This is a genomic window from Mycobacterium sp. SMC-2, from assembly GCF_025263485.1.
Classification (GTDB): Bacteria; Actinomycetota; Actinomycetes; order Mycobacteriales; family Mycobacteriaceae; genus Mycobacterium.
In genome coordinates this window covers 2,507,425-2,533,618 of record NZ_CP079863.1, presented here as the reverse complement: position 1 = coordinate 2,533,618, position 26,194 = coordinate 2,507,425, and the positions used below count along the sequence as shown (strand labels likewise).

The following is a 26,194-nucleotide window of genomic DNA, read 5'->3' as shown; positions in this document are numbered from 1 at the left end:
AGCTACCCGCCCTCGGCGGCCAGCTGTCCGCAGGCGGCGCTGATCTCCCGTCCGCGCGTGTCCCGGACCGTGCACGCAACCCCCTGCGCGCGGACCCGCCGAACGAACTGGCGCTCCACGGCCTTGGGGCTGGCGTCCCACTCGCTGCCCGGCGTCGGGTTGAGCGGGATCAGATTCACGTGCACCAGCGGGCCGAGCGCCCGATGCAGGCGTTTGCCCAGCAGATCGGCCCGCCACGGCTGGTCGTTGACGTCGCGGATCAACGCATACTCCACCGATACCCGGCGGCCGGTGAGGTCGGCGTAGTAGCGGGCGGCGTCGAGCGCCTCGGTGATCTTCCAGCGGTTGTTGACCGGCACCAGCGTGTCGCGCAGTTCGTCGTCGGGCGCGTGCAGTGATAGCGCCAGCGTCACCCCGAGCCGTTCGTCGGCCAGTTTGCGGATGGCCGGGGCCAGCCCGACCGTCGACACGGTGACCGCGCGGGCCGAAATGCCGAAACCGTGCGGCGGCGGTTCGGTGATGCGCCGCACCGCGGCCAGCATCCTGGCGTAGTTGGCCAGCGGCTCCCCCATGCCCATGAACACGACGTTGGAGAGCCGATCGCCGAAATCGTCGCGCAGGGCGACGGCGGCGGACCGGACTTGTTCCAGGATTTCCGCGGTCGACAGGTTGCGGGTGAGTCCGCCCTGCCCGGTCGCACAGAACGGGCAGGCCATGCCGCAGCCGGCCTGCGACGAGATGCACACGGTGTTGCGCTGCGGGTAGCGCATCAGGACCGACTCGAAGGTGGTCCCATCGGCGCCGCGCCACAACGTCTTTCGGGTTTGCCCGGCGTCGCAGCTGACCTCGGCGGCCGGGGTGAGCAGGTGCGGGAACATCGCATCAGCGATCCGATCCCGCACGGTCGCCGGAAGGTCTGTCATCTCCCGGGGGTCGGCGATCAGGCGGCCGTAGTACTGATGCGCGAGTTGCTTGGCGCGGAACGGCGGCAGGCCCAACGCGGCGACCGCCGACGCGCGGCCTTCCGCGTCGAGGTCGGCCAGGTGCCGCGGCGGCCTGCTGGGGCGGGGTTCGGAGAAAACCAGTTCTTGGACCATGTCCAGTCCAGTATCGGCCCTGTCAGGCTACGAGTGTCAGCACCGTCCATGCGGCGACCGCCGACGGGAGCACGCCGTCGAGCCGGTCCATCAGACCGCCGTGGCCGGGCAGTAGGCGGCCCATGTCTTTGATGCCGAGGTCGCGCTTGACCTGGGACTCGACCAGGTCGCCAAGCGTGCAGGTGAGCACCAGGACCACACCCAGCAGCGCACCGATCCAGGGCGGTTTGCCGGCCAGGAAGGTCGCGGTCAGGATCGCCGCGGTGATGCCGAAGACGAGCGAACCGGCGAAGCCCTCCCACGATTTCTTGGGACTGATCGCGGGAACCATCGGGTGCTTGCCGAGCAGCACGCCCACGGCATACCCGCCCACGTCGGAGGCGACGACGGTGACCATCAGGCAGAACACCCGGCCCGCCCCGTCCTTGGGGTAGACCAGCATGGCACCAAATGAGGCGAACAGCGGCACCCACGCGGCCAGGAACACCGTCGCTGAGGCGTCGCGCAGGTAGTTGGCGGACGGGGACCCGGCGAACGGCTCGGGTCGCTTGCTGTTGTCCTGCATGAACAGGCGCCAGACGTTGCAGACCACGACGGTGGCGCCGAAGCCGGCCAGGGCGCCGGCGGCATGGAACGGCCACGTCAGCCAGACGGTGACCTGCCCGCCGACCAGCAACGGGATGAGCGGGATGATGTATCCGGCCTCGCGCAGGCGTCGCACCACCTCGTGGGTGGCGACGAGGATGGCAGCCGCGACGATGGCGACCCAGAAGCGCGGCGCGAAGACCAGCGTCACGATGAGCGTCCCGCCGATCCCCGCGCCCACGGCGATGGCGGCGCGCAGGTCGCGCCCCGCGCGGGACGTCTTCTTGGCCGGCTGCCGCATGGTGTTCTTGGCCTCACGCGCCGGCTCGTCGGGTTGGCTGGCTGCGCCGGAGGTTGCCACGAGTCTGGGTGTACTTGGCTGCTGAGAGGCCGCTAGACCTCCAGCAGCTCGCCTTCTTTGTGCTTGACCAGGTCTTCGATCTGGGTGATGTACTGATGCGTCGTCTTGTCCAGGTCCTTCTCGGCGCGGCCGACCTCGTCCTCGCCGGCCTCGCCGTCCTTGCGGATGCGGTGCAACTCCTCCATCGCCTTGCGGCGGATGTTGCGCACCGACACCTTGGCGTCTTCCCCTTTGCCCCTGGCCTGTTTGACAAGCTCGCGGCGCCGCTCTTCGGTGAGTTGCGGCACCGCCACCCGGATGAGGGTGCCGTCGTTGGTCGGGTTGACGCCCAGATCGGAGTTGCGGATCGCCGTTTCGATCGCGCCGAGCTGACCCGCTTCGTAGGGCTTGATGACGACGAGCCGGGCCTCGGGCACGTTGATGCTGGCCAGCTGCGTGATGGGGGTGGTGGCGCCGTAGTAGTCGATGACAATCCGGGAGAACATGCCCGGGTTGGCCCGGCCGGTTCGGATGGTTGACAGGTCGTCACGGGCCACCGCTACGGCCTTCTCCATTTTCTCTTCCGCGTCGAAGAGAGCCTCGTCAATCATTTGCGCTCATCCCCTCAGGTGGTGACCAGTGTCCCGATCTTCTCACCGGCGACCGCGCGGGCGATATTGCCATTGGTCAGCAGGTTGAACACCAGGATCGGCATGCCATTGTCCATGCACAGGCTGAACGCGGTGGCATCGGCCACTCGCAGCCCCCGATCGATGACCTCCCGATGGCTGATCGCGGTGATCAGCTCGGCTTGCGGATTCTGCCGCGGATCCGCGGAGAACACCCCGTCGACCGCCTTGGCCATCAGCACCACCTCCGCGCCGATCTCCAGCGCCCGCTGCGCGGCCGTGGTGTCGGTGGAGAAGTACGGCAGCCCCATGCCGGCCCCGAAGATCACCACGCGTCCCTTCTCCAGGTGACGGACGGCGCGCAGCGGCAGGTAGGGCTCGGCGACCTGACCCATGGTGATCGCGGTCTGGACGCGGGTGACGATGCCTTCCTTTTCCAAGAAGTCCTGCAGCGCCAGGCTGTTCATGACGGTGCCGAGCATGCCCATGTAGTCGGAACGTGTGCGTTCCATTCCGCGCTGCTGCAGCTGCGCGCCGCGGAAGAAGTTGCCGCCTCCGATGACGACGGCGACCTGGACGCCATCGCGAACCACCTCGGCGATCTGGCGGGCCACCCGCGCCACGACATCCGGATCCAGACCCACCTGGCCCCCGCCGAACATTTCGCCGCCCAGCTTGAGCAACACCCTGGAGTATCGGGGCCGCACTCGCGGCTGCCCGGCAGTCGAACCATTCTCCGGTGCCGTCGGCTCCGGCTTCCGGGCCGCCGCGGCGGCGGCTTGGGGCTCCCTGGACTCCGTCATCAGGCTCCTCGCATGAGAGTGCCATCCCGGACTGACCTCATCCGGAACGGCATTTCACATCCTGCCTCATCGCAGCACAACGCGGCACCGGCGGGGTGCATTATGCGCAGAGTTGGCGATCCGGACGGCATTTGGCGGCGATCGTCCACGGCGAGGCCCAGGGCCGCCCGGGTTTCCTCCCCTTCCGACCCTTCCGACCCTTCTGTCGGCGGATGTTTGAGCCCTGGCCGACACGGGGAATCCGCAGCATCGCGGTGGGAAATTCGCGGTCTTGAGAACAAGGGCCAGCCTCGCCGTATGACCAGACCGATCGCCCCGTCGATCGGCAGTGAGCGCGATCGCTCAAGGTACGCCTACGAGGAGGAACTGATCCATGGCGGACAACAACTCGGGACCTGCTGAAGCTGTCAAGGGCGTCGTTGAGGACGTCAAGGGCAAGGCCAAAGAGGCCGTCGGCGCGGTGACCGGTCGTGACGACCTGACCCGCGAGGGCCAGGCCCAGCAGGACAAGGCGGAAGCTCAGCGCGACGCAGCCAAGAAGGAAGCCGAGGCCGAGGCGGCCCGAGGCGGCGCCGAGGCCGCCGAGGAGCGCCAGAAGGCCAATCAGTAGCTTGCCGGGAAGATGGGTCCGGTCCGTGGAAACGGGCCGGGCCCATCGATTTTTCCGGGTCGGCGCCATCGCGCCCGGTTAGCCGTGTCGGACACGCTCCGGGGGCACGGAAAAAAGTGTGCATAGTTTCGCGGCGAGTGGGTAACCAGCGCTGCGCTCGCAGACATCTCCCGGGAGGTGCCTAAAGGGCCGGGACGAGATTCACACCTTCGGGGGATGGCATTGGACGTTCTACTGCTGACCGACGCGGACGACTTCGATCACGCTCTGCCGCCACCGACTTCGTTTGTGCGGACCATGCGGCGCGCGCCCCTTACCGGTGATGGCCACGGGCCGGCGCATTCCGGCGACGTGGCGATCGTCGATGCCCGCCACGACCTCGCCGCGGCCCGGGCCGCCTGTCGGCGCCTGACGACCGATGACCCCGCGCTCGCCGTGGTGGCCCTTGTGGCACCGACCGACGGCGTGACGGTCGACGACGACTGGAACGCCGACGATGTCATGCCGCTGGGCACCGATGCGGACGAACTACGGGAACGGCTGGGGCGGGCGATCGCGCGCCGGCGCAGCGCCGTCGACGGCGGTCTGAGGTTCGGCGCCCTGCTGCTGCACCCGACAAGCTTCACGGGGTCGTTGGAAGGCAGGGACCTGGGTCTCACGTTGACTGAGTTCAAACTGCTGAGTTTCCTTGTGCAGCATGCCGGTCGGCCGTTCACCCGGACCCGCCTGATGCACGAGGTGTGGGGTTATGACTGCAACGGTCGGGTCCGTTCGGTCGATGTCCACGTTCGGCGGCTGCGCGCCAAGCTCGGCCCGCAACATCAGTCGATGGTCGACACCGTCCGGGGCGTGGGTTACATGGCGGCGACCCCACCGCACCCGGAATGGATCGTCAGTGAGTCGACGCTGATGCCGATGTGGGCGACGACGGCGTCGGCCCCGCACCCCGTGGCGCATTGACGCCGACGGCGCTAATCACCTTGTCCCTCAACGGATTGCGGATCGTTCAGCCGAAAAGCGGGAAGGCGCGCTTGCGCGCGAGCGCGTCCATTCCGTCCTGGATCGCGTCCTGGATCTCGCGGTACTTACGGTCGACATAGGCTTCGTCGTCCGCGCGCGCGGGGTCGTGGTCGAGCTGGACGGCCGGCATGAACCGGGTCCTGATCTTGGCCGGTAGCGGCAGCTGTGGAAGCGCCGCCGGCGCGATCCCCCACGGCAGTGAGATCGCCAAGGGGAACACTTTGAGGCGCAGCAGGCGGTCCAGCTGCAGGGCCTTCGACAGCTTGTCACCGCGGATCAGCACCGGCATGGCGTCGGCACCGCCGACCGTGGCGATCGGCACGACTGGCACACCGGCCCGAATCGCCATCTTCACGAAGCCTTTTCGGCCCGCCAGGTTCGCCCGGTCACGCTCGGTCCACGGGCGCAGCGAGTCCACCTCCCCACCGGGCCACAGCGCAACGTCACGACCTTCGGCCAGGGCGGTGGCGATCGCGTCCGGGGCGGCCGGCAGCACACCCATCGACCGGAAGTAGCGGCCGATCAGCGGAATGGCCATCAACGCGTCGTGGGCCGTGCCGTGCAGCGGGCGTTCCTGACCGAAGCGCCGCCACCATTGCAGACCCACAGTCCAGGCGTCCCAGACGAAGGGGGCGCCGGAGTGGATCCCCACCAGCAGCGCCGGCGGCGGCGGTATGTTCTCCCAGCCGTCGATCTCCATGCGAAACCAGTAGTCCACCAGCACATTCCACAGATATTTCTGCCGCTGCAGCGTGGCCTCGTCCTGGCCGCTGAGATCCCACCTGCCGGCGCGCTCGGCGACCCAGCCTGCGACGCCGCCGTCCTGCTTGGCGCGCCGCTCTTCCATGCTCACTCGCGCCCGCGTGGCCTGGCGTTTCGCTTGCGCACGTACTTCGGCTGGCCTGTGATCGGGATTACTCATGTCTGTCGCATACCCGATTCGGGCGCGCGGGATTCCCCATATGCAAATCTCCCCGCGCCATGGGGTGGCGCGGGGAGATTTTTGCAGCCGATTACGTGTGCGGTGCCGGGGCGGGCGGAGCGCCCGGTGCCGGGCTCGCGTTCGACGGTGCGCCCGGTGCGGCGCCACCCGGCACGTTGGACGTCCAGATCAGGATGTCCTGCAATCCGTCGTTGTAGACGACGCCATTCGGCGGCGCGCCGGTCACGTCGAAGTACAGGGTGCCGGTCGATTCGCTACCCTGCGGAATCGGCGCCGGGTTCAGGGCGTTCGGTGCCCCGGCCTTATCGATCAGCTTGTAGGTCTGACCGTTGGGCCCGCGGGCGCTGAAGTCCTTGACCATCGGGGTAACGAGCCCGCCGTCCGACCTGGCGGTGATGTCCGCCTGGTAGAGCGTCCCCTTCGGCGTGTAACCCGGAATCGAGACATTGCTCGGCTGCAGGTTGCTCACCGTGTAGTTGGTGACCATGGGCCCGTCGACGAGTTGTTCGCTGGTGCCGAAGCCCTGAATGTTGGGCGCGGCAGACGCCGGTATTGCGGCGAAGACGCTTGCGGCCGCTATCCCGCCGGCAGCGACAGCCGTCTTAATCGCCCTCTTGGTGACCTTCATTGCTCATTTCCTTTCGTGTTGAACAATCGCCCCCCGGAAGGGCAATTCCGCACATAGGCCGGAGATAACCACGCACCAGCCGCTTTAAACATCTGCGCGGGCGTCATGGCAATTTCCGGGTCCGTTAGCTGCACAAACGAGTTTTCTTTTGCCGGGCAGCGACTTTCGCCTCAGTTCTTTACATGCGTACCGCCGGGTTACTGAGGCAACGCCAACCACGGCGGGCTCAGACGAGCGATCAGCCACCGCGGGTCCGGTGACGCGCGAGCCCTGAAGCCGGCGTTGCCCGCTACCAATTCTCGACACGAATAGAGGACACACATGGCTTTGCGCCTCAACAACAAACCGCCCCGGGTGTGCAGGCCCGGATGAACCCCGTTCCCGACTGCGGCGAAAACAGTTACCGGGCTCGGGCAAACTCACCGGCAAAAGGGCGATCATCACTGGCGGCGATAGCGGCATCGGCCGCGCGGTCGCAATCGCTTTCGCCCGCGAAGGCGCCGACGTGCCGATCTCGTACCTCAACGAGGACGACGACGCCCGCGACGTGGCCCGCTATGTGGAAGATGCCGGGCGCAGATGCGTACTGGTTTCCGGCGACCTCTCCGACGCGGCACATTGCCGCACCGTCGTCGACCGGGCCGTCGGAGAATTCCGCGGCATCGACATCCTGGTCAACAACGCCGCCTACCAGATGATGCACCACAGCCTGGACGAGATCAGCGGTGAGGAATGGGATTACACGTTCCGGCTCAACGTCGGCGCATACTTTTGCCTCACCAAGGCGGCCGTGCCGCACATGAACCCCGGGGCGTCGATCATCGGCAGTTCATCGGTCAACTCCGACACGCCGAACCCCACCCTGGCGCCCTACGCGGCGACCAAGGCCGCCATCGCCAACTTCTCGGCCAGCCTCGCTCAACTGCTGGGCGACAAGGGAATTCGGGTGAACAGCGTGGCGCCAGGCCCGATATGGACACCGCTGATTCCCTCGACCATGCCGCCGGACAGCGTGGAATCGTTCGGCGACAACGTGCCGCTGGGCCGCGCCGGCCAACCCGTCGAGCTGGCCCCCATCTATGTGCTGTTGGCCTCCGACGACGCGAGTACATCTCCGGCGCACGGGTGGCCATGACCGGCGGCCGGCCGATCCTTTAAACCGCGCGCCTCGTCAGTCAGGGACGGAACGGGCACACCATGCCGGGAGTCCAGCCGAGTGGGACGGACGGGTTGGAGGGATCCGGCGGGCAGACCCGGTAGCACTGCGTGCCCCCGAAGCCCAACACCGAGACGCTGACGCAGTGGTCGTAGCTGCCGTCGGGGTCGCGATCGTCGGCGATGGTGACCGACGCGGTGACCTGGTCGGCGTCGTTGTAGGTGTCGGGCGGGATGCCCGGCGGCCGCGGCTCCAAACCGGGCCCGGGTGATGTCTGGCTCACATCGGTGCGGCCGACGGGCGCGGCTCTCAGCGGCCGCGGACGCGCCGATTGTGCTTCTTGATCGCGTCGACCAGCTCCGACTTGTTCATCGTCGACCTGCCGCGCACGTCGAGCCGGCGCGCCACATCGAGCAGGTGTTTTTTGCTCGCGTTCGCGTCGACGCCCTCGGCCGTCTGACCGCTGGCGCGCGGCCCACCGCTTTTCGCGCGCTCGTCGGAGGGGCCCTTCTTGTCTTTGGGCTCCCAATGGTCGTCGACCTTTTCGAAACTGTGCTTGAGGGCGGAATAGGCCACCCGGTGGGCGCGCTCTTCGCTGCCGTATTCGTCGGCGGCCGAATCGTGCGTTTTCGCGAATGTGCGTTGCGCTTTGGCGCTGGAGCGCTGCAAGGTGCTCGGCAACTCTCCCTTCTTCGGCGTGCCGTCCTTGGTAGTCTTCGGCATGGAACCTCCCGATAAGCCCGTGCTGGTGACGTTTTATCGGTGTCGGTTACCCCTTCGACGGGCCGGCAATCACGACTTCGCGCTCGGAACTGGACGTCCCGACACCGCAAATATGTCAAGATCGTTGACATGGTTCAGGCCGAAGACGCCCCGCTTGGTTACCTGCTCTACCGGGTGATGAGCCTGCTGCGCCCCGAGGTTTCCGCCGTGTTGGGCCCGCTCGGCCTGACGCTGCCCGAATTCGTCTGCCTGCGTATGCTTTCCATGTTCCCGGGGATGTCGAGCGCCGAACTGTCCCGGCAGGCGGGCGTGACACCGCAGGCGATGAACACGGTTCTGCGCAAGCTGGAAGACATTGGCGCCGTGGCACGCCCGACATCGGTGTCCAGCGGCCGCGCGCTACCCGCCACGCTGACCGGTCAGGGCCGCGCCCTGCTCAAGCGCGCGGAGGGCGCGGTGCGGACTGCCGATGCTCGCATCCTGGCCAAGCTGACGGAACCCCAGCAGCGCGAGTTCAAGCGGATGCTCGACAAGCTCGGCTCCGATTAGCTCACGAGGTGTGGATCCGGGCCCAGGGCCGGGCCTCCTCCAATTCGTAGGCCAGCTCGAGCAGCAGCGCCTCCTGCCCGACGTCGGCCGAGATCATCATGCCCACCGGCATGCCTTCGGAGGACTGCGCCAACGGCAGCGAGATCGCCGGCTCGCCGGTGACGTTCTGCAGCGGGGTGAAGGAAACCCAGTCGATCAGCCGATCCAGCACCTGCCGGTAGTCGGTGGGGGCGAGAAAGCCGATGCGCGGCGTCTCGTCGGCCACGGTCGGGGTGAGCACCGCGTCGTAGGTGCCGAAGAACCGCGCGGTGCGCCTGCGGGTCCGGCGCAGTCGCATGATCGCCAACGGAAGCCGGTGAAAGTTGCGGGCCGCGTGCCGTTCTAGGCCGAGGGTCAGGTTGTCCAGCCGCGCGCGATCGAACGTTTTGCCGAACATGTGCCGCCCGCTGCGCACCTGGGCCAGCGCGAGGAATCCCCAATACAGGATGAAATCTTCGACGAAGCTAACCGGCACCGGCGGCTCGTCGACGCGCTCGACGCGGTGGCCCAATTCTTCGAGCAGCCCGGCCGACTTCAGCGTCAGTTCCCGCATCTGGGGACTGCACTCCCGCTGGACCGAGCGGGTCACCACCGCGATCCGCAACCGCTGCCTGCCCGGCCCGCTGACGTCGCCGACCGGCGCCAGCCTGGGGTTACGCCAGATCCGCTCGGCCTCCCGGTAGAACGCCGCGGTGTCGCGCACCGAACGGGTCAGCACGCCGTTGGCGACGACGCCCACCGGCATCCGGCGCAGCGTCGGGTCCAGCGGCAACCGCCCGCGCGACGGCTTGAGCCCGACCAGCCCGTTGCAGGCGGCCGGGATGCGGATGGAGCCGCCGCCGTCGTTGGCGTGCGCGATCGGCACCACGCCGGCGGCGACGAACGCGCCCGAGCCCGACGACGAGGCGCCCGCGGTGTAGTCGGTGTTCCATGGGTTGCGGACCGGCCCCAGCCGGGGGTGTTCCGCGGAGGCGCTGAACCCGAACTCCGAGAGCTGCGTCTTGCCGATCGACGTCAGGCCGGTGCCCAGGTACACCCGCGCGAATTCGCTGTCCGCCACGGCATGCCACGGCGCCCAGGCGTCGCTGCCGTGCATGGTGGGCTGGCCGGCGACGTCGACGTTGTCCTTGACGAAGGTGGGGACGCCGTCGAAAAAGCCGTTCGCCGCCGCGGCGGTACGCGCCTGCGTAAAGGCGGCATACGCCAGGCCGTTGAGGACCGGATCGACGGCCTCGGTGCGGGCGATGGCGGCCTCGACCACCTCAGCCCTGCTGACCCAGCCGGCCTGGATCGCGTGGGCCAGGCCCACCGCGTCCAGATCACCGAGGGCGTCGTCGCCGAACGCGTGCACGTGTTGCATGGATCGACGCTAGCTCGCCCCCGCGCGGGGCTTAGGCCTGGCCCACTTCGAAGCGCACGAACCGTGTCACGGTTACGCCGGCCTCGTCGAGCAGGGCCTTGACCGTCTTCTTGCTGTCGGACACCGACGGCTGCTCCAGCAGCACCGCGTCCTTGAAGAAACCGTTCAACCGGCCCTCGACGATCTTGGGCAACGCCTGCTCGGGCTTGCCCTCCGCCTTGGCCGTTTCCTCGGCGATGCGGCGCTCGCTGGCCACCACGTCTTCGGGCACGTCGTCGCGGGACAGGTAGCGCGCCTTGAGGGCCGCGATCTGCAGCGCGACGGAATGCGCGGCATCGGAGTCCGAGCCGGTGTACTCGACCAGCACGCCGACGGCCGGCGGCAGGTCGGCCGCCCGCTTGTGCAGGTAGGCCTCGACGGTGCCGTCGAAGTACGCCACGCGGCGCAGCTCGAGCTTCTCACCGATCTTGGCCGACAGGTCGGCGATGGCCTGCTCGACCGTCGTGTCGCCGGCCTTCGCGGCCTTGAGCGCGTCGACGTCGGTGGCCTTGGCGCCCAGCGCGGCGTCCACGATCTGGTCGGCCAGAGCCTGGAACTCGGCGTTCTTGGCGACGAAGTCGGTCTCGGAGTTGAGCTCGATCAGCGCGCCGCCCTTGGCCGCGACCAGACCCTCGGCCGTGGCGCGCTCGGCGCGCTTGCCGACGTCCTTGGCGCCCTTGATGCGCAACGCCTCGACGGCCTTGTCGAAGTCGCCGTCACTTTCGGCCAGCGCGTTCTTGCAGTCGAGCATGCCGGCGCCGGTGAGTTCCCGAAGCTTCTTGACGTCGGCGGCGGTGAAGTTGGCCATATTAGCCTTCCGTGGGGGTTGATTCGGGTGCGCCCCCAGCGGCTTCGGTGGGGGCGGCAGCAGCAGCGGAGGCCAGCAGTTCCTGCTCCCATTCGGGCAGCGGCTCGGCGGCTTCCGCCTCGGGCTTGCCATCGCCGCGGCCGACTCCGGCGCGGGCCTGCAGGCCCTCGGCAACCGCGGAGGCGATCACCTTGGTCAGCAGCGCGGCCGAGCGGATCGCGTCGTCGTTGCCCGGGATCGGGTAGTCCACCTCGTCGGGGTCGCAGTTGGTGTCCAGGATCGCGATGACCGGGATACCGAGCTTGCGGGCCTCGCCGACGGCGATGTGCTCCTTGTTGGTGTCGACGACCCAGATCGCCGACGGCACTTTGGCCATGTCGCGGATACCGCCCAGGCTGCGCTCCAGCTTGTTCTTCTCCCGGGTCAGCATCAAGATTTCCTTCTTGGTGCGGCCCTCGAAGCCGCCGGTCTGCTCCATCGCCTCGAGCTCCTTGAGGCGCTGCAGCCGCTTGTGCACCGTGGAGAAGTTGGTCAGCATCCCGCCCAGCCAGCGCTGGTTCACGTACGGCATGCCGACACGGGTCGCCTCGGCCGCGACCGATTCCTGCGCCTGCTTCTTGGTGCCGACGAACAGCACCGACCCTCCGTGGGCGACGGTCTCCTTGACGAACTCGTACGCCTTGTCGATGAAGGTCAGCGTCTGCTGCAGGTCGATGATGTAGATGCCGTTGCGGTCGGTGAAGATGAACCGCTTCATCTTGGGATTCCAACGACGGGTCTGGTGCCCGAAGTGGGTGCCGCTGTCCAGCAGCTGCTTCATGGTTACGACGGCCATGCTTATGCCTTTGTGTGTCGGTTGTCGCCCGGCATCGGGTGAAGCCGGGCCCTGGCGTCTGCTGCGATGCCGGACCTCGCCAGGAAAATCCCTGGCGAGGACCGCCCGGCACGCGGTGCGAACTCCCAGTTGAGCGGGAGACGCGGCGGACGCGCGAAGTCAGCCCGCGAACGAGCTGCGACCAGGAGTTTACACCGAATCAGCTGGTGGTTTTGCACAGCACCGGCGGCACCTGAGTGGCGCCGGCGCCGGCGCGGCAATGAACTGAGCCGATGCGACGGGTTTTCTGGCTTTTGCTGTGGCTGACGGTGCTCGGCGCGGCGCCGGCGGTTGCGGACGACGTTCGCCTCGACTGGCCGCTGCGCCCGCCGCCCGCCGTCGCGCGCGGATTCGACGCCCCGTCACCGGACTGGAAGCCCGGGCATCGGGGGGTGGACCTGGCCGGCTCCCCTGGTCAGCCGGTGTACGCCGCGGGCCCCGCCATCGTGGTGTTCGCCGGTCAGCTGGCGGGGCGGCCGGTGGTGTCGCTGGCCCACCCCGGCGGGCTGCGCACCAGCTACGAGCCGGTCCGGGCCGCGGTGCGGGCCGGTCAGCCGGTGACGGCGCAGACCGTGATCGGCTCATTGGAGGCAGGGCATGGCGGCTGCCGGGCCGCGGCCTGCCTGCACTGGGGCGCGATGTGGGGTCCGGCATCGGGCGCCCACTACGTCGACCCGCTGGGCCTGGTGAGGTCGACTCCGATCCGTCTCAAACCGCTGCAGGGCTTTGCGCGTGCACCCAGGGCTTTGCGCGTGCGCCCAGGGCTTTGCGTGTGCGCCCAGGGCGCGAATTTCGCGGATACCGCGCCGTCAACGCACGCGGGAAGCCGTCAACGCACGCGGGAAGCCGTCAACGCACACGCGACGCCGCCGATGAAGACGCAACGCCACCGACGCACGTTCATGCCCGCGGGTGGGCCTGATCGTGCACCGCCCGTAGCCGCGAGACGGCGACATGGGTGTAGAGCTGGGTGGTCGCCAGGCTGGAATGGCCGAGCAGCTCCTGCACGACCCGCAGGTCGGCCCCGCCCTCCAGCAGGTGCGTCGCCGCGCTGTGCCGCAGCCCGTGCGGCCCCATGTCCGGCGCGCCGTCCACCGCCGCGACCGTCTGGTGCACGACGGTGCGCGCCTGGCGCACGTCGAGCCGCCGCCCGCGCGCGCCCAGCAACAGGGCCGGGCCGGACCCGGAGGTCACCAGTGCGGGCCGCCCCTCGTCCAGCCAGGCCCCGAGCGCCTCGGCGGCCGGCAGCCCGAACGGCACGGTGCGCTGCTTGTTGCCCTTGCCGAGCACCCGGACCAGCCGGTGGCGGGTGTCCACGTCGTCGATGTCCAGGCCGCACAGCTCGCTCACCCGAATCCCGGTGGCATACAACATCTCGACGATCAGCCGGTCCCGCAAGGCCATCGGATCCCCTTGTCGGGCACCCGATTTCGCGGCGGCCATGGCGTCGAGCGCCTGGTCTTGGCGCAGCACCGCCGGCAGGGTGCGGTGCGCCTTCGGCACCTGCAGCCGGGCCGCCGGATCCCCGGCCAGCAGGCCGCGCCGCGCGGCCCATGCGGTGAACGCCTTGACCGCCGAGGTGCGACGGGCCAGCGTCGTGCGGGCAGCGCCCGCCGCAGCCGCGGCCGACAACCACGAGCGCAGCACCGGCAGGCTCAACGCGTCCGGCCCGCGGCCGCCAAGAAAGGCGAACAGCGAGCGCAAGTCGCCGAGGTAGGCCCGCCGGGTGTGCGCCGAACGGCCGCATTGCAACGCCAGGTACTCGTCGAACTCCTCGAGGATGCCCTCCACGCCTGAAACGTTCGCAGCAGCCGTGGGCCTGGCTCAGTCGACGCGCCGAAGCGTGTCCGGGGTGAGATCTTTGAGCTGGGGATATCCGTCGACGGCCATGATGAGGTCGGCTTCGGCGAGCATCATCCGCAGCACGTGCACGATGCCGTCGACCCCGCCGAGGGCCAGGCCGTAGGCGTACGGGCGGCCGATGCCGACCGCGGTCGCACCCAGCGCGAGCGCCTTGATGATGTCGGCGCCGCTGCGGATCCCCGAGTCGAACAGCACCGGAAGGCCGTCGGCCGCCTCGACCACCTCCGGTAGGCAATCGAGCGCGGGCAGGCCGCCGTTGGCCTGCCGGCCCCCGTGGTTGGAGCAGTAGATGCCGTCCACTCCGCCGTCCTTGGCCCGCCGCGCGTCGTCGGGATGACAGATGCCCTTGACGAGCAGCGGCAGGTCGGTGAGCGAACGCAGCCAGGGCAGGTCGCCCCAGGTCAGCGCGGACCCGAAGACCTGCACCCAGCGCAGCACCGCGCCCTGTGGGTCCTCCTCGGGCGAGCGTGCCAGGCCGGCGCGGAAGACCGGGTCGCTGGTGTAGTTGGCCAGGCAGTGCCCGCGCAGCTGCGGGAAGTTGGATGTGCTCAGATCGCGGGGGCGCCAGCCGGTCACCCAGGTGTCGAGCGTGACGACGATGCCCTTGAACCCGGCCGCTTCGGCGCGCTGCACCAGGCTGGCGGCCAGCTCGCGGTCGTTCGGCGTGTACAGCTGGAAAAACCCCGGGGTGTCGCCGAGGGCGGACGCGACGTCTTCCATCGGGTCGACCGTCAGCGTGGAGGCGACCATCGGGACACCGGTGCTTGCGGCCGCGCGCGCGGTGGCCAAGTCGCCGTGGCCGTCTTGGGCGCAGATGCCGATGACACCGATGGGCGCCATGAACACCGGCGCCGGCAGGGTCATCCCGAACAGCTCGACGGACAGGTCACGTTCGGCGGCGCCGACAAACATGCGTGGGATGAGGCCCCACCGCTCGAAGGCCTCGCAGTTGGCCCGCTGGGTGCGCTCATCGCCGGCCCCGCCCGCCACGTACGACCACACCGACGGCGGCAGCGCCGTGGCGGCCTTGGCCTCCAGCTCGGCGAAGGCCATCGGCAGCGGCGGCACCACCCCGCCCAGGCCCCGCAGGTAGATCTCGTTCTGGTAGTCCCCGAAATGCGCCATGGGAGTACAGGATGCCAGCCGGCGCTCGGACCGACGAGCCCGCTACGAGGCGCCGGCCTCCGCCTCGGCCAGTTCCTTCTTCCATTGCCGGAACGTCTCTTCGGTGCGGCCGCGCCGCCAGTAGCCCGAGATCGACGACGCCCACTTGGCGTCCACACCGCGCTCCTTGCGGATGTAGGGCCGCAGATTGTGCATGACGCTTTGCGCCTCGCCGTGGATGAAGACGTGCACCTGCCCGGGCAGCCACGGCGTGGTGGTGACCGCCTCGATCAGCGGGGCGTGGTCGCCGGCACGGTCCTCGGGGACCAGGTCGGCCCGGCCACCGCGATAGACCCAATGCACCTCGACGCCTTCCGGCGCGGTCAACGGAATCTCGTCCTCCTGGCCGGCCACCTCGATGAACGCCTTGCCGACGGCCCCGGGCGGCAACGCTTCCAGCGCCGCGGCGATCGCCGGGAGCGCCGATTCGTCGCCCGCCAGCAGATGCCAGTCGGCGGCCGGGTCGGGCCTGTAGGCACCGCCGGGGCCCATCAGGTAGATCCGCTGGCCGGGCTGGGCCGCCGCGGCCCATTGGCCCGCGATCCCGTGCTCGCCGTGCACGACGATGTTCAGTGTGATCTCGCGGGCCGCCACGTCGACGTGGCGGACGGTCATGGTCCGCACCGACGGCTTCTTCTCGGGGGCCAGGCCGGCAAAGCTGTCCAAGGTCAACGGCTTCGGCAATCCCTCGACGTCGACGTCGTCCGCAACGAAGACCAACTTGACGTAGGAGTCGGTGAATTCCCTGGGCACGAAGGCGTCTAAATCCTTGCTGCCCAGCACCACCGCGACCATGTGCGGTGTGAGCTCCTTGGTATCGACGACCTCGAAGCGTTGCAGAGGCCGACCCGCCACTTGTCCCTCCTGTCCCCACCCGACCCCCGTCGACTATACGAGCCGGGTCGTCGGAGCAGCTGGGCCGCTCACGGCCCGGACGAGTCGCCACCTGCCCTCCTGGCGCTGCACCAACCCGGCCAGCTCGAGGATCGCCAGCGGCCCCAGTACCCGCTCGGGCACGAGGCCCGACGCGACCGCGAGCTGCTCGACTGTGGCGGCGCCGTGGCCCGGCAGCGCCTCGTAGACCCGGCGCTCGGCGTCGCTGAGCCCGTCGAGCGCAGTTGCCGGGTGCGGATCCTCGGCCGCCAGCTCGCCGATGCGGCCGATGAGCTCGACGATGTGGTCGGCCCGGGTCACCACCTCGGCGCCGTTGCGCAGCAGCTCGTGGCACCCGGCCGACGCCGACGACGTCACGGGCCCGGGCACCGCAGCCACCACCCGTCCCAGCGCCCGCGCCCAGGCCGCGGTGTTGGCCGCACCGCTGCGCAGGCCCGCCTCCACCACCACCGCCGCCCCCGCGACGGCGGCAACCAGGCGATTGCGGGTCAGGAACCGGTGGCGGGCCGGCCGGACACCGGGCGGGTATTCGGTGAACAGCAACCCGTGTTGGCCGATGCGATGCAGCAACGCGCTGTGGCCGCTCGGATAGGGAATGTCGAGCCCACCGGCGAGAACCGCCACGGTGATCCCGTCGGCGTTCAGCACCGCCCGATGCGCCGCGCCGTCGATCCCGTAGGCACCGCCGGAGACGACGGCCACCTCGCGTTGCACCAGCCCGTCCGCCAAGTCCTCGGCCACCAGCTCGCCATATGCCGTCGCCGCCCGAGTCCCCACCACGGCGGCCGCCCGGTGCGCCACCTCGTCGAGCCGGACGGGGCCCTGCGCCCACAACACCATCGGCGCCGCGCCGCGGGCCTTCCCCGAGGCGTTTGCGAACGCGGCGAACGCCAGCAGCGGCCACTCGTCGTCGTCGGGGGTGATCAACCGCGCGCCGCGGCTGGCGAGCAGCTCGAGGTCGGCTGCGGCGCAGTCGATTTCGCGCCGCGCCGCGGTGTGTCGCGCCAGGCCGTCGTCGACCAGGCCGCGGCGGACCCGGTCGGCCGCCTCCACGGGGCCCACACATCGCACCAGGGCGGCGAGCTCGGGACAGGGTGGCTCGGCCACCCGCGACAGGTACGCCCAGGCGCGCAGCACGGGATCGTCGACCGCGGTCATCATTGCCGCGCTCCGGGACCCAAAAATCCGCCGAGGATCCATTCAGCCCCGTACGCGAATGTGTTGCCGTCGACCCCCATTCGCCATCGCGCAGCCGGCAACGAACGGAGCGAAGGATGAGCGTCTGCCTGCCGACCCAACTCGCCGCACCCGCCCGGCCGATGAACCCGTGGGCGATCGCGGCGTTCGCCATTCTGGTGACCGCGGCGATAGCGGTGCGCGGCGGGCACAACGACTGGCTGACGGAGGCCTACTGGTGACCTGAGGCGGGCGCTCATCGCTGCGCCCCCGGCTGCCGGAAGCTGAGCGCGGCCGCGACCTCCTCCGGACCGGGCGATACCCCGCCGGCCAGGTCGGTCAGGCTCCACGCGACCGCCTGGGCATCTAATTAGCAGAACCGGGATTGTCGGTAGCCAATGAGAAGGTGGCGGCAACCCCCATACCGAGAGGACCACAGATGACCGTAACAACCTGGCGCGACCTCGAAGGCTACTTAACAAAGAAGCAGCACGACGAACTTCAAGACAGGGAGAACGAACTCACCCAAAGCGGCGCGCTGCGATTTGCGCAAGCCATGATCGAGAGCAACGCGATAAACGCCCGGTACGCGCACATAGAGGTGCCCGAGGGCTGGTTTGACGATGGATGGGAAGAACACCGATGGGAGGACGGCTATAGCCGGACAGTCTCGGGGACGGACTACGGTCACGTTCAACCATCCGGCCGGCAATGGTCCGATGGGCGCATAGACGATTTGGCGGTGTTGGTGTCGGTGCCCAAGGGGGTAGCGCCACACATGAGTTGGCTTCTCTCCCCGGAGGAGGCGTTGGATCTGGCGCGCAAGCTAATCGCTTCCGCGGGCGAGATTGTGAACCTGGCGTGAAAACCGCACTCGCCCTCGTAACCCTGGCGTTGGGTGTGTTCGTCGCCGCACCTGCTCACGCAGACAGCACCCCGCAGCCGTCTCCGCAGCCGTGGGGCGGGGAGTTGATGCCGACATGGGACCAGCCCGGATACTACGGTGGCTGGAATAACGGGCCGGTGTTGTGTTCGCCGATTACCGTGACCTGCCAAGGGATCGCACCTAATCCGAATTGAGGCGTAGCGTTAGATCCGGCCTCCCCAGCCAACAGAAAACCCCCTCCGCTAAATGACAGAAAACGTGTCGGTTCCGGTCGAAAAGTGAGCAGGTGATTCCGGTCGAAAAGTGAGCACCCTTCGATTGGAGAGTGATCACTGTGGAGGATTGGGCTGAGATCCGCCGGCTGTATCGGTCGGAGAAGTTGTCGCAGGCTGCGATCGCCCGACGGCTGGGTCTGTCACGCAACACTGTGGCCAAGGCGCTGGGTTCGGATAGTCCGCCGCGCTATGAGCGGGCGCCGGTGACGACCTCGGCGTGGGCGCAGTTCGAGCCAGCCGTGCGAGCGGTGCTCAGCGCGTATCCGAGGATGCCGGCGACGGTGATCGCCGAGCGAGTGGGTTGGACGGGTGGGCACTCGTGGTTTGGGGAAAACGTTGCCCGGATTCGCCCGGAGTACGCCCCGGCTGATCCGTGCGACCGGCTGGTGCATCTGCCCGGTGAGCAGGTGCAGTGCGATCTGTGGCTGCCCGGCCGGGTGGTGCCCGACCATGCCGGAGTGCTGCGATCGTTTCCCGTATTGGTGATGGTGGCCGCCTACTCGCGGTTTATCGCCGCGATGATGATCCCGTCGCGGGTCACCGGGGATCTGCTGGGCGGCATGTGGCAGCTGCTCTCGGGGTGCATCGGCGCGGTGCCGCGAACATTGTTGTGGGACAACGAGGCCGGGATTGGTCAACGCGGTCGGCTTGCCGACGGGGTGGCCGGGTTCTGCGGAGTCTTGGGCACCCGGCTCATCCAGGCCCGCCCCTATGATCCGGAGACCAAGGGGCTCGTCGAGCGGGTCAACGGCTATTTGAGGTCGTCGTTTCTGCCGGGTCGGCGGTTTTGCTCGCCTGCGGACTTCAACACCCAGCTCGCGCAGTGGCTGGCGCAGGTGGCCAACCCACGCCGGCACGCTACGACCACGATGATCCCCGCCCAGGCGCTGGGCACCGATCTGCAGGCGATGGCCGCGCTGCCGCCGGTGGCCCCGGCCACCGGCACCATGATCACCACGCGGCTGGGTCGCGACTACTACGTCAGCATCGGCGGCAACGCCTATTCGGTGCATCCCGAGGCGATCGGTCGGATGATCACCGTGTCCGTATCGCTGGATCGGGTGATGGCCCGCTGTGGTGAGCGGGTGGTCGCTGACCACCAACGGCTCTGGGGCACCGCGGGATTGGTTGGTGATCCTGAGCATCTGGCCGCGGCGGCGATCATGCGGGAGAACTTCCGGGACCGCCCGACGGCGGGTGCTCACATGGACGTGGAGGTCCAAGTCGCCGATCTAGGGGCCTATGACGCGCTGTTTGGGACCGGGGAGGTCGCCTGATGGCCACCAAACGCGCTCCCGTTCCCGGGGAGGCGGACAAGCTGATCGCCCACCAATCCCGGCTGCTCAAAGCCCCGCGGATCGCCGCCCACTACGGGCGGCTGGCCGAACAAGGCCGCGCTGCGGGCTGGTCACTCGAGGACTACCTGGCTGCCGTGCTAGCCGTGGAATCCAATGCCCGGGCCGAATCTGGTGCCCGGCAACGCATCCGCTATGCGGGGTTCCCGGCGATCAAAACGATCAACGACTTCGACTTCACCGCCCAACCCCACGTCGACCGCGCACAGATCGCCCGCCTAGAAGCCGGCGGCTGGCTGGCCGAAGCCCGCAACATCGTGCTGCTAGGACCACCGGGCACCGGCAAAACACACTTGGCGACCGCGTTAACGATCGCAGCCGCCCAGGCCGGGCACCGGGTCGCCTTCGCGGCGGCCACCGGCTGGGTCACCCGGCTGGCCGAAGCCCACCGCATCGGGCGCCTCGATTCCGAGCTGCGCAAAATCTCGCGCATCGGGCTGATCGTCATCGATGAAGTCGGCTACATACCCTTCGACACCGAAGCGGCCAACCTGTTCTTCCAACTGGTGTCCACCCGATACGAGAAATCCTCGATCATCTTGACCTCTAACCTGCCGTTTTCCCGGTGGGGCCAGGTCTTCGGCGAGGCCACCATCGCCTCAGCGATGATCGACCGCATCGTGCACCACGCCGACGTCATCGCCCTCAAAGGGGCCAGCTACCGCATCAAACACACCGCAATCGAGTCCCTGCCCTCCGTCGAAGCCGACCGTCAGGCAGACTCAACCCCGTAAACAAACCTGCTCAGTTTTCGACCGGAAGAAACTGCTCAAAATTCGACCGGGGCCGACAGAAAACGGAGGGGGTTCTCTTTTGCACGTGCTCCGAGCCAAGCTCCGTGCGTTTCGCTGGCCGTGGGTTGACGAGAGCCCACCAGCGATCTCCCGCTGATCCGTACTCCCTAGTACAACCTTTCGGTAATCAATCAGCGGGGAAGTCTCACCCCTCCGAGGGTGAAGAGGCCTCAGAGAGGGAGCAGCAAACCCGGCAATGACTAGGAACCGGGTGCGTCTAATTTCAGCGGCGGTAGCGAACGTCGACGTAGTAACGAGGTGGCTGCCAACCAGTCATCGAATGAGGCGTTCCCCAATTCGCGTCTGAGGTCACCTCATAGGGCTGAGAGCCGCCAATAACCAGACGGTCCCCGAACTTAACCACTGGGGCTGGTTCGCCTGTGGTCAGCTTCCCATTGCGTTCGAATCCAACCGAACCGCCACCATCAGCCGATTCCTGTCTTGCCTCGTTGCCGCTATAACGCTGCGACGAAATAGAGCCGACAAGCACATTCGCGATGGTGCCTAGGAACGTGTAGCCGCCCTGTGGGTCGCCGTGGCGGTCTCGGCCACCAGAAGCCCGCCAGAGATCCGCGGTGGTGCCGTTCATGGCTTGTACGGCAGGACGCTATAGAGGGCGTCCCTCAAATCGTGGTGCGGCGCGTACTGTCCGTAGGCTTCCCGGCCAAACTCATCAGCTCCCATATACGGCACGGTGCTGCCGACTTCACAGACGTATCGGTCACCCTTGTCGCCCCCGATGAAAGTCCTTGAGTACACCGAGGATTCCATGAGGCCCGGATGAACATCATGCTTGCGTTGCCGGCCGGCAATGCTTGCCCGGAACACAGTCTCGACTTTCTGCCCGTACTCGCCGACGATCTTCCCCATGTCCTCGCTGACCAGGATCTCAGTGAGTGCGGGGTTGGGGGCGGGATAGATGTTCACTTCGAGTTCGTGATCGGCCATCAGCGTGCCATAACTCGATAGCGGTTCAACACGGACAGTTCAGCAGTCGACCAAACCAGCTTGTTATCCATGATGTTCTGCGACTCCGGGCCTTGCACCTCGTAGACCTGAGTCTGACGTATGTGCGAGATCATTCGCGCGGAAGCGGTGAGGATCACGGCCGAAATGTCCGAATTGGGAACACCATTCGTGAAGCCAACGCCGCGCGTGTAGGCGGATGCCATTGCGGTGACCGTGGCTAGAACCGATGTGGCTTGCCCGCTGTCGAGGTCGGCCCCGTACATCGGCCCCAGGAACGTGCCCAGGTCAGAAGCCGTGGGGGCTGCCATTAGGCCGTAGTGAGCAGGGTGACCGCGTGAGGCTGCGTCAGTGCAACGTCGTAGCGGGTAACCACGCGGATACCCACCGAGTCATAGTCACCGAAGGTTTCCAGCAGCAACCGGACCTCAGTGTCCAGATCACGGGCGACCACAACGTGGGAGAAGTCCACCAGCGCAACGGTGTTGTCCGGTACGTGGCTGGTGATGATGACCGGCAGGCCAACCAGGTTGTAACTGTTGGCGGCGTAGGCGTCCGAGGGGTTGAACAGGTACCGCGCGTCACTGGTACCGGCCTTCAGCTTGCGGAAGGCGGTGTAAACGTCGGGACGCATCACCCAGTGGGTGGGCTGCACGAAGTTCGCCAGGGCGGTATTCATGCCGTCGATGAGGCTGTCAGGCGTGGTGAGGTCCAGGGTGCCGGTGGCAACGCCCGAGGTCTGCAGAATGCCCTTGATGGTGTTGCTTGAGCCAGACCCGTTCCACAGAGCGGCGTCCAGAGCTAGCGCGACATCGTTGACGATGCGGTTTTGCAGAACGGCGTTCAAGGCGATGGCGCTTTGGCGTACCAACTCGTTCGACACCTTCACCAAAACCTTGAGCGATTCCAGGCTGGTAGGCAGCAGGTCAACTTCATCGAAGCTGACCGAGCCGTCCGAAATCTGCGTACCCGGCGCAACGAAGTTCGCAGTCGACGGGGAAGAGATGCGTGGAATGCGAAGCGAGTTGTGGGAGTCGATGATGGTCGGCCCGGCGCTTAGGAAGGTCGACCGCTCCAAAAGGGGCTGAACGATAAGGTCAGCAATTTGGCTCTGTAAGAGAGCAGAGTTGCCCGAAGGCACTTCGATAGTCACAGAATTGTCCCAGTGTCAGAAAACGTGTGGTTGAAGCGACACGCCACCGGGACGAATCGAGAATGGCACCAGGCCAGAAATGAATCAGAGGTACCGGACCTCTTAATTCAATTATCGCACGAAATTTTAGATGCGGGCTTTAAGCTCTTGGAGGAGATTAAACGGCTGCGCTGCGGCCCCTCGCTGGCCCTGACCGATATCGCCGGCAGGTCTGCGGGACGCCAAATGTGGTTTCGCCTCTAGGAGTGAATCAATTGCGGCATTGAGAGCGCTGGGGTCATCGAGGAACGCCGACGCCTCCTCCGCACCAAACTGAAGGTCGGTGGGGTCGGCCAGTCTGCCGGTGGCGGAGATGCGGGACATGACCAGCTCGCGGCAAAGCTCCTCAACCCTGGCTTGGGCGGTCTTGGCCCTATCCCTGTAGTTGGCGTTTTCTTTGCGGAGCCCTTCGACATAACTACGGTCAAACGTTTCCGCCTGGGCCTCTGTCGTCTCTGGGGTGTTCCCGGCCACTCCGGTATCGGGTGACCCATTTTCGTTCGTCTCCGTGGATTCTGGGGCGTCTTCTTCGGTCATTTACTCATCCTTGGGTCTGCATTTGTTCCAGGTATCGGTTAAAGCGGGTGTTGTCGGCAGCTGTGTGGTCCGCATTCAGCCGCTCGATTTCCACGGCAATCTCACTTTCGGAAAACCCCAACCGGGCAAGGGTAGTTTCGCGGCTCAGAATTCCACCCGAGTAGAGCTTTAGAGCGGCGTCGGACTCTTCGGCCATAGACCTGTAATCCGCGGGGCTCCATTTCGTGCTGACATTCACACTGTTAGGGTCCGCGCCATCGTTAGCGGCGACCATGAGTTGGGCGACTCGCGTCCACCCCTTACCGAAAGACTTCTGTTTGCTCTCGGCCCGCGCCGTCAACCCGGCTGACGCTGCACGGAGCGCATCAGCGGAGTTTGGTTGGTCGGACAAGATGCCAAGATAGCTTGCGGGAAGACATGTCACGGCCTGTATCGCTGACATGATGACCTTGACGGCATTCTCGTAACCGGACAGGTCTGAGCCCTCGAGCTGGCCGAACTTCGCAGCCGCCTCCTCCGAGATCATCATCTTGTCGCCCTCGGGAAACGGGTTCTCGGTGTCCACGATCTGCTCCCCGTTCGTGTCCAAAACGGGGTTGCCGTTGTCGTCAACGCGGGGAGTCTCCACCAGTTCCACCCCCGTGGCCCATCTCCTGGGCCTGGCGGTGAACTCGCTCGAAATCATCATGTCCGCCAATGTCTTTGACAGGGCGTCAACCAAGGGCAGCACGTCCTGTAGGTCAGAGGTTCCGTATTCCAACAACCGATCCGGGTAGGCGACGTGGGAGACGGGGATTCGGCTCGAATTCCTTAATTGCACGACCGGAACGACGGCCAACGGGTTGGGTAACTCCGCTACAAGCTCTAGCGCCGTGTTGGCTGCGGAGACCGTGTTGGCTTGGTAGTGGCGGATCACGTCGGGCAGGTACCACCAGGCGTGTGTCTGCCCATCGGTGTAATACCGCTTTACCGCCTCGGTGATCTGCCGAGTGTGCGGGTCGGCGTGAACAGCCACTTGCCGGGCCGATTCGATGGTGACAACTGGCGAGCCACCCGTGGGCGTCCAAATCAACGCATACGAAGCCCCATAAAGGCACGCTTCCCTGTGTGCCATCTCGGATTCGAGGTCCAGCTCGTTCTGCACCCACCAGTCCCAAACCCGGTCGTCACCCTCAAAACCGCAAACCCTCAGCCGCTCAATCTGAGACTGGATGGCGAGCCGGCAGATGTTGACGTTCATCCGGGCGAAGCGATTACCAAGGCATTTCAGGGATTCTGGCGACAGAAAGCTGAGGGGTTGGTAGCCCTCGTAGTACCTCGACAGTTCTGCGAATCTGCCCTGTGGGGCATCGAGGGTCATCAGCAGATTGACGAGCGCGTCTGGGGTGCTCATGCGAATGAAGCGGTCCTTTTTCGTTTTTGGGGTTTGGTTCCCAGCCACACGCAGCGGGAATGGCACATCACCAGGGCTGCGGCTAGGTCGATCTTGGGGGCCTTTTCGGAGCGGGAAACCTTGCCGATCCTGAGTCCGTTGTCGGTTTCGTGGACCGTGGCAGCCAGAACGTGGTCGCGGAGTTGCGCGTCGCCGGAATGGCTCAGGTTCTTATTCAAGATGGCCCCGTGCAGCTCCGTGGTGGCCTTGGTGACACGCTGCGGAGACCAGGGGAATTCGTGGACGGTCAATCCCTCGCCAGCCAGAACCTGCCCCGTCCGATTCCACCTGAAGGGGTCCATCACCAGCTCTTTGACATTCCATCGTTTGCAGGCGTCTCGGATCTTCTGCTCTACGGCTAGAACGTCTACTTTCCAGCCCGGTTGACCCGTATTCGAGTACACTGCCAATGTGTCGAAATGCGGTGTGGCACTGATAGATCCGATAAGAAGCGCAGTGCAGTCGCGGTTGTGGGAGCCATCAAGTGCGATCACCACATCGGTGCCGTCAGGTATGCCCACATCAGTCGACAGGGCACGCCACGTATCGGGGTCAACTAGCGCGTTCTCCACATCGAACGGCAACTGGCACAAGCGGGCACGCCGAAAACTGGCCTCGGTCACCTTCCCCAGAAGCGCCAACAGGTCACGCTCGAACAGGAACGGGTCCTGCTCGGGGTCCATCGCCGGATTCGAGGCATACCAGCAGTGGCGGCAATCCACCGGGTGATCCTCAAAGCCTGCTGCGGAGTACTCGCGCCACACAAACGAGTCGTCGTCGGGGTGCTCGCGGGCGTGGTTACGCAGATCGAACAGGACCGAATCATCACCCACCGGAGGGGTGCCGATCCCGCAAACCGTGGCGTCGTCCATCTTCCCCAGGCCCAACAGGATGGTCTGCCAGGTCTCGCGGGCAACGACGCCGATCTCGTCGACAATGGCCAGCGTGAAGTTGCCCAACCCTTCCAACCGCTTTGGCTCAGCCGGGAGGGCAACAAACGAGCTGCCCTTAGCGGGAAGTTCGAGGCGTTCCCGGTAGACGAGGCACCGCTTCGCCAACTCGTCATTGAGTTCGATCATTCTGGCCGCAGTGGAGAATGTCAGTTTCGCCTGACGCTCATCAACAGCGGTAACCACGATCTGATTACCATCCGGGCCACAGAACAACTCATAAATGGCCCACGCTGCCATCAGAGTCGTTTTTCCCTGACCCCTTGGCAGCATGAAGCCGGCGATACTAGGGCGCCTCTCCGCGTCCAACACGGAGGCCATCAAATCGACCTGCCATGGGCGCAGCTTCATGGGCTGATTGACGCCGCGACCCTTCGGGGTGATGATGAAGTCACGTACGAATTTAGCGAAACGCTTAGAGCCTTTAAGTCGCGTATTGAACGGCAACGGAGATGGGTCGGCTTTCGCCTTTACTCCGCGGCGTAGTTCCGCCACTTTCGCCTTCCA

General features: G+C 66.6%; 29 protein-coding genes and 3 pseudogenes. 9 read left to right on the top strand and 23 right to left on the bottom strand.

Features of this window, described 5'->3' with window-relative positions:
* Positions 1-2 precede the first annotated feature (2 nt).
* From rlmN to pyrH, 4 genes are all read right to left on the bottom strand, one after another.
* Positions 3-1,097 carry a 23S rRNA (adenine(2503)-C(2))-methyltransferase RlmN gene (gene rlmN / locus KXD96_RS12020; protein ID WP_260744760.1) on the bottom strand — a complete coding sequence of 365 codons (1,095 nt, stop codon included), beginning with the start codon at positions 1,095-1,097 and terminating at the stop codon, positions 3-5.
* Between the two features lie 22 nt (positions 1,098-1,119).
* A complete protein-coding gene (locus KXD96_RS12015; protein ID WP_260745340.1) occupies positions 1,120-1,983 on the bottom strand; it encodes a phosphatidate cytidylyltransferase in 864 nt (287 codons plus the stop codon).
* 92 nt (positions 1,984-2,075) lie between these two features.
* On the bottom strand, positions 2,076-2,633 hold the full coding sequence (frr, locus tag KXD96_RS12010; protein ID WP_260744759.1) for a ribosome recycling factor: 558 nt from the start codon (positions 2,631-2,633) through the stop codon (positions 2,076-2,078).
* 14 nt (positions 2,634-2,647) lie between these two features.
* Positions 2,648-3,454: a UMP kinase gene (gene pyrH / locus KXD96_RS12005; protein WP_260744758.1), complete on the bottom strand. Its 807-nt coding sequence runs from the start codon at positions 3,452-3,454 to the stop codon at positions 2,648-2,650.
* Between the two features lie 373 nt (positions 3,455-3,827).
* Here pyrH and KXD96_RS12000 point away from each other — a divergent pair, with 373 nt between their 5' ends.
* Both KXD96_RS12000 and KXD96_RS11995 read left to right on the top strand, forming a co-directional pair.
* On the top strand, positions 3,828-4,064 hold the full coding sequence (locus KXD96_RS12000; RefSeq protein ID WP_260744757.1) for a CsbD family protein: 237 nt from the start codon (positions 3,828-3,830) through the stop codon (positions 4,062-4,064).
* A gap of 216 nt (positions 4,065-4,280) precedes the next feature.
* Entirely contained in the window at positions 4,281-5,024 is a 744-nt protein-coding gene (locus KXD96_RS11995; RefSeq protein WP_260744756.1) for a response regulator transcription factor, read from the top strand.
* 46 nt (positions 5,025-5,070) lie between these two features.
* Here KXD96_RS11995 and KXD96_RS11990 read toward each other — a convergent pair whose 3' ends face one another.
* Both KXD96_RS11990 and KXD96_RS11985 read right to left on the bottom strand, forming a co-directional pair.
* Entirely contained in the window at positions 5,071-6,006 is a 936-nt protein-coding gene (locus KXD96_RS11990; protein WP_260744755.1) for a lysophospholipid acyltransferase family protein, read from the bottom strand.
* Positions 6,007-6,097: 91 nt separating this feature from the next.
* The gene (locus KXD96_RS11985; RefSeq protein ID WP_260744754.1) at positions 6,098-6,655 is read right to left on the bottom strand and encodes an MPT63 family protein; all 558 of its coding nucleotides are present in this window, start codon (positions 6,653-6,655) and stop codon (positions 6,098-6,100) included.
* A gap of 368 nt (positions 6,656-7,023) precedes the next feature.
* Between KXD96_RS11985 and KXD96_RS11980 the strand changes: the two are divergent.
* Positions 7,024-7,813, top strand: a pseudogene (locus tag KXD96_RS11980) (SDR family oxidoreductase).
* A gap of 17 nt (positions 7,814-7,830) precedes the next feature.
* Here KXD96_RS11980 and KXD96_RS11975 read toward each other — a convergent pair.
* On the bottom strand, positions 7,831-8,094 hold the full coding sequence (locus tag KXD96_RS11975; RefSeq protein WP_260744753.1) for a hypothetical protein: 264 nt from the start codon (positions 8,092-8,094) through the stop codon (positions 7,831-7,833).
* 26 nt (positions 8,095-8,120) lie between these two features.
* Positions 8,121-8,534, bottom strand: coding sequence for a ChaB family protein (locus KXD96_RS11970; RefSeq protein ID WP_260744752.1), 414 nt, complete (start codon positions 8,532-8,534; stop codon positions 8,121-8,123).
* 129 nt (positions 8,535-8,663) lie between these two features.
* On the opposite strand from KXD96_RS11970, the gene KXD96_RS11965 reads away from it, so the two are divergent.
* Positions 8,664-9,083 (top strand): MarR family winged helix-turn-helix transcriptional regulator, encoded by a 420-nt coding sequence (locus KXD96_RS11965; RefSeq protein WP_260744751.1) that lies wholly within the window; start codon positions 8,664-8,666, stop codon positions 9,081-9,083.
* A 1-nt stretch (position 9,084) separates the two neighbouring features.
* Here KXD96_RS11965 and KXD96_RS11960 read toward each other — a convergent pair whose 3' ends face one another.
* The 3 genes from KXD96_RS11960 to rpsB are packed head-to-tail and all read right to left on the bottom strand — an operon-like array spanning position 9,085 to position 12,164.
* Positions 9,085-10,482 (bottom strand): amidase, encoded by a 1,398-nt coding sequence (locus KXD96_RS11960; protein WP_260744750.1) that lies wholly within the window; start codon positions 10,480-10,482, stop codon positions 9,085-9,087.
* A 31-nt stretch (positions 10,483-10,513) separates the two neighbouring features.
* Positions 10,514-11,329, bottom strand: coding sequence for a translation elongation factor Ts (gene tsf, locus KXD96_RS11955; protein WP_260744749.1), 816 nt, complete (start codon positions 11,327-11,329; stop codon positions 10,514-10,516).
* Between the two features lies 1 nt (position 11,330).
* Positions 11,331-12,164: a 30S ribosomal protein S2 gene (rpsB, locus tag KXD96_RS11950; protein ID WP_260744748.1), complete on the bottom strand. Its 834-nt coding sequence runs from the start codon at positions 12,162-12,164 to the stop codon at positions 11,331-11,333.
* A gap of 272 nt (positions 12,165-12,436) precedes the next feature.
* On the opposite strand from rpsB, the pseudogene KXD96_RS11945 reads away from it, so the two are divergent.
* Positions 12,437-12,929: pseudogene (locus KXD96_RS11945) on the top strand (M23 family metallopeptidase); the annotation flags it as partial.
* Between the two features lie 174 nt (positions 12,930-13,103).
* On the opposite strand, the gene KXD96_RS11940 reads toward KXD96_RS11945, so the two are convergent.
* Genes KXD96_RS11940 through dprA form a run of 4 tightly spaced genes read right to left on the bottom strand, consistent with a single transcriptional unit; the run spans position 13,104 to position 17,282 of the window.
* The gene (locus KXD96_RS11940; protein ID WP_260744747.1) at positions 13,104-13,994 is read right to left on the bottom strand and encodes a tyrosine recombinase XerC; all 891 of its coding nucleotides are present in this window, start codon (positions 13,992-13,994) and stop codon (positions 13,104-13,106) included.
* A gap of 33 nt (positions 13,995-14,027) precedes the next feature.
* A complete protein-coding gene (locus KXD96_RS11935; RefSeq protein ID WP_260744746.1) occupies positions 14,028-15,191 on the bottom strand; it encodes a lactate 2-monooxygenase in 1,164 nt (387 codons plus the stop codon).
* 42 nt (positions 15,192-15,233) lie between these two features.
* Positions 15,234-16,085, bottom strand: coding sequence for a siderophore-interacting protein (locus tag KXD96_RS11930; protein WP_260744745.1), 852 nt, complete (start codon positions 16,083-16,085; stop codon positions 15,234-15,236).
* Between the two features lie 33 nt (positions 16,086-16,118).
* Positions 16,119-17,282, bottom strand: coding sequence for a DNA-processing protein DprA (gene dprA / locus KXD96_RS11925; protein ID WP_260745339.1), 1,164 nt, complete (start codon positions 17,280-17,282; stop codon positions 16,119-16,121).
* 116 nt (positions 17,283-17,398) lie between these two features.
* On the opposite strand from dprA, the gene KXD96_RS11920 reads away from it, so the two are divergent.
* Complete coding sequence (locus tag KXD96_RS11920) at positions 17,399-17,542, top strand: hypothetical protein (protein ID WP_260744744.1); 144 nt, start codon at positions 17,399-17,401, stop codon at positions 17,540-17,542.
* Positions 17,543-17,556: 14 nt separating this feature from the next.
* Here KXD96_RS11920 and KXD96_RS28770 read toward each other — a convergent pair.
* Positions 17,557-17,655 (bottom strand): annotated as a pseudogene (locus tag KXD96_RS28770) (hypothetical protein); the annotation flags it as partial.
* 84 nt (positions 17,656-17,739) lie between these two features.
* Between KXD96_RS28770 and KXD96_RS11915 the strand changes: the two are divergent.
* The 3 genes from KXD96_RS11915 (at position 17,740) to istB (ending at position 20,550) form a co-directional block, all read left to right on the top strand.
* Positions 17,740-18,165 carry a hypothetical protein gene (locus KXD96_RS11915; protein ID WP_260744743.1) on the top strand — a complete coding sequence of 142 codons (426 nt, stop codon included), beginning with the start codon at positions 17,740-17,742 and terminating at the stop codon, positions 18,163-18,165.
* 355 nt (positions 18,166-18,520) lie between these two features.
* On the top strand, positions 18,521-19,738 hold the full coding sequence (gene istA, locus KXD96_RS11910) for an IS21 family transposase (RefSeq protein ID WP_225601309.1): 1,218 nt from the start codon (positions 18,521-18,523) through the stop codon (positions 19,736-19,738).
* The gene (gene istB / locus KXD96_RS11905) at positions 19,738-20,550 is read left to right on the top strand and encodes an IS21-like element ISMyma9 family helper ATPase IstB (RefSeq protein ID WP_225601307.1); all 813 of its coding nucleotides are present in this window, start codon (positions 19,738-19,740) and stop codon (positions 20,548-20,550) included. The genes istA and istB overlap by 1 nt, the downstream gene beginning before the upstream one ends.
* Positions 20,551-20,833: 283 nt before the next feature.
* On the opposite strand, the gene KXD96_RS11900 is transcribed toward istB, so the two are convergent.
* The 7 genes from KXD96_RS11900 to KXD96_RS11870 form a co-directional block, all read right to left on the bottom strand.
* Positions 20,834-21,199 carry a hypothetical protein gene (locus KXD96_RS11900; RefSeq protein ID WP_260744742.1) on the bottom strand — a complete coding sequence of 122 codons (366 nt, stop codon included), beginning with the start codon at positions 21,197-21,199 and terminating at the stop codon, positions 20,834-20,836.
* On the bottom strand, positions 21,196-21,558 hold the full coding sequence (locus KXD96_RS11895) for a hypothetical protein (RefSeq protein ID WP_260744741.1): 363 nt from the start codon (positions 21,556-21,558) through the stop codon (positions 21,196-21,198). The genes KXD96_RS11900 and KXD96_RS11895 overlap by 4 nt, the downstream gene beginning before the upstream one ends.
* A complete protein-coding gene (locus tag KXD96_RS11890; RefSeq protein WP_260744740.1) occupies positions 21,558-21,887 on the bottom strand; it encodes a hypothetical protein in 330 nt (109 codons plus the stop codon). The genes KXD96_RS11895 and KXD96_RS11890 overlap by 1 nt, the downstream gene beginning before the upstream one ends.
* Entirely contained in the window at positions 21,887-22,729 is an 843-nt protein-coding gene (locus tag KXD96_RS11885) for a phage major capsid protein (RefSeq protein ID WP_260744739.1), read from the bottom strand. Before KXD96_RS11885 ends, KXD96_RS11890 begins: the two co-directional genes overlap by 1 nt.
* 126 nt (positions 22,730-22,855) lie before the next feature.
* Positions 22,856-23,305, bottom strand: coding sequence for a hypothetical protein (locus tag KXD96_RS11880; RefSeq protein WP_260744738.1), 450 nt, complete (start codon positions 23,303-23,305; stop codon positions 22,856-22,858).
* A gap of 4 nt (positions 23,306-23,309) precedes the next feature.
* Positions 23,310-24,698: a phage portal protein gene (locus KXD96_RS11875; protein WP_260744737.1), complete on the bottom strand. Its 1,389-nt coding sequence runs from the start codon at positions 24,696-24,698 to the stop codon at positions 23,310-23,312.
* Entirely contained in the window at positions 24,695-26,182 is a 1,488-nt protein-coding gene (locus KXD96_RS11870; protein WP_260744736.1) for a terminase large subunit domain-containing protein, read from the bottom strand. Before KXD96_RS11870 ends, KXD96_RS11875 begins: the two co-directional genes overlap by 4 nt.
* Positions 26,183-26,194: the final 12 nt, after the last annotated feature.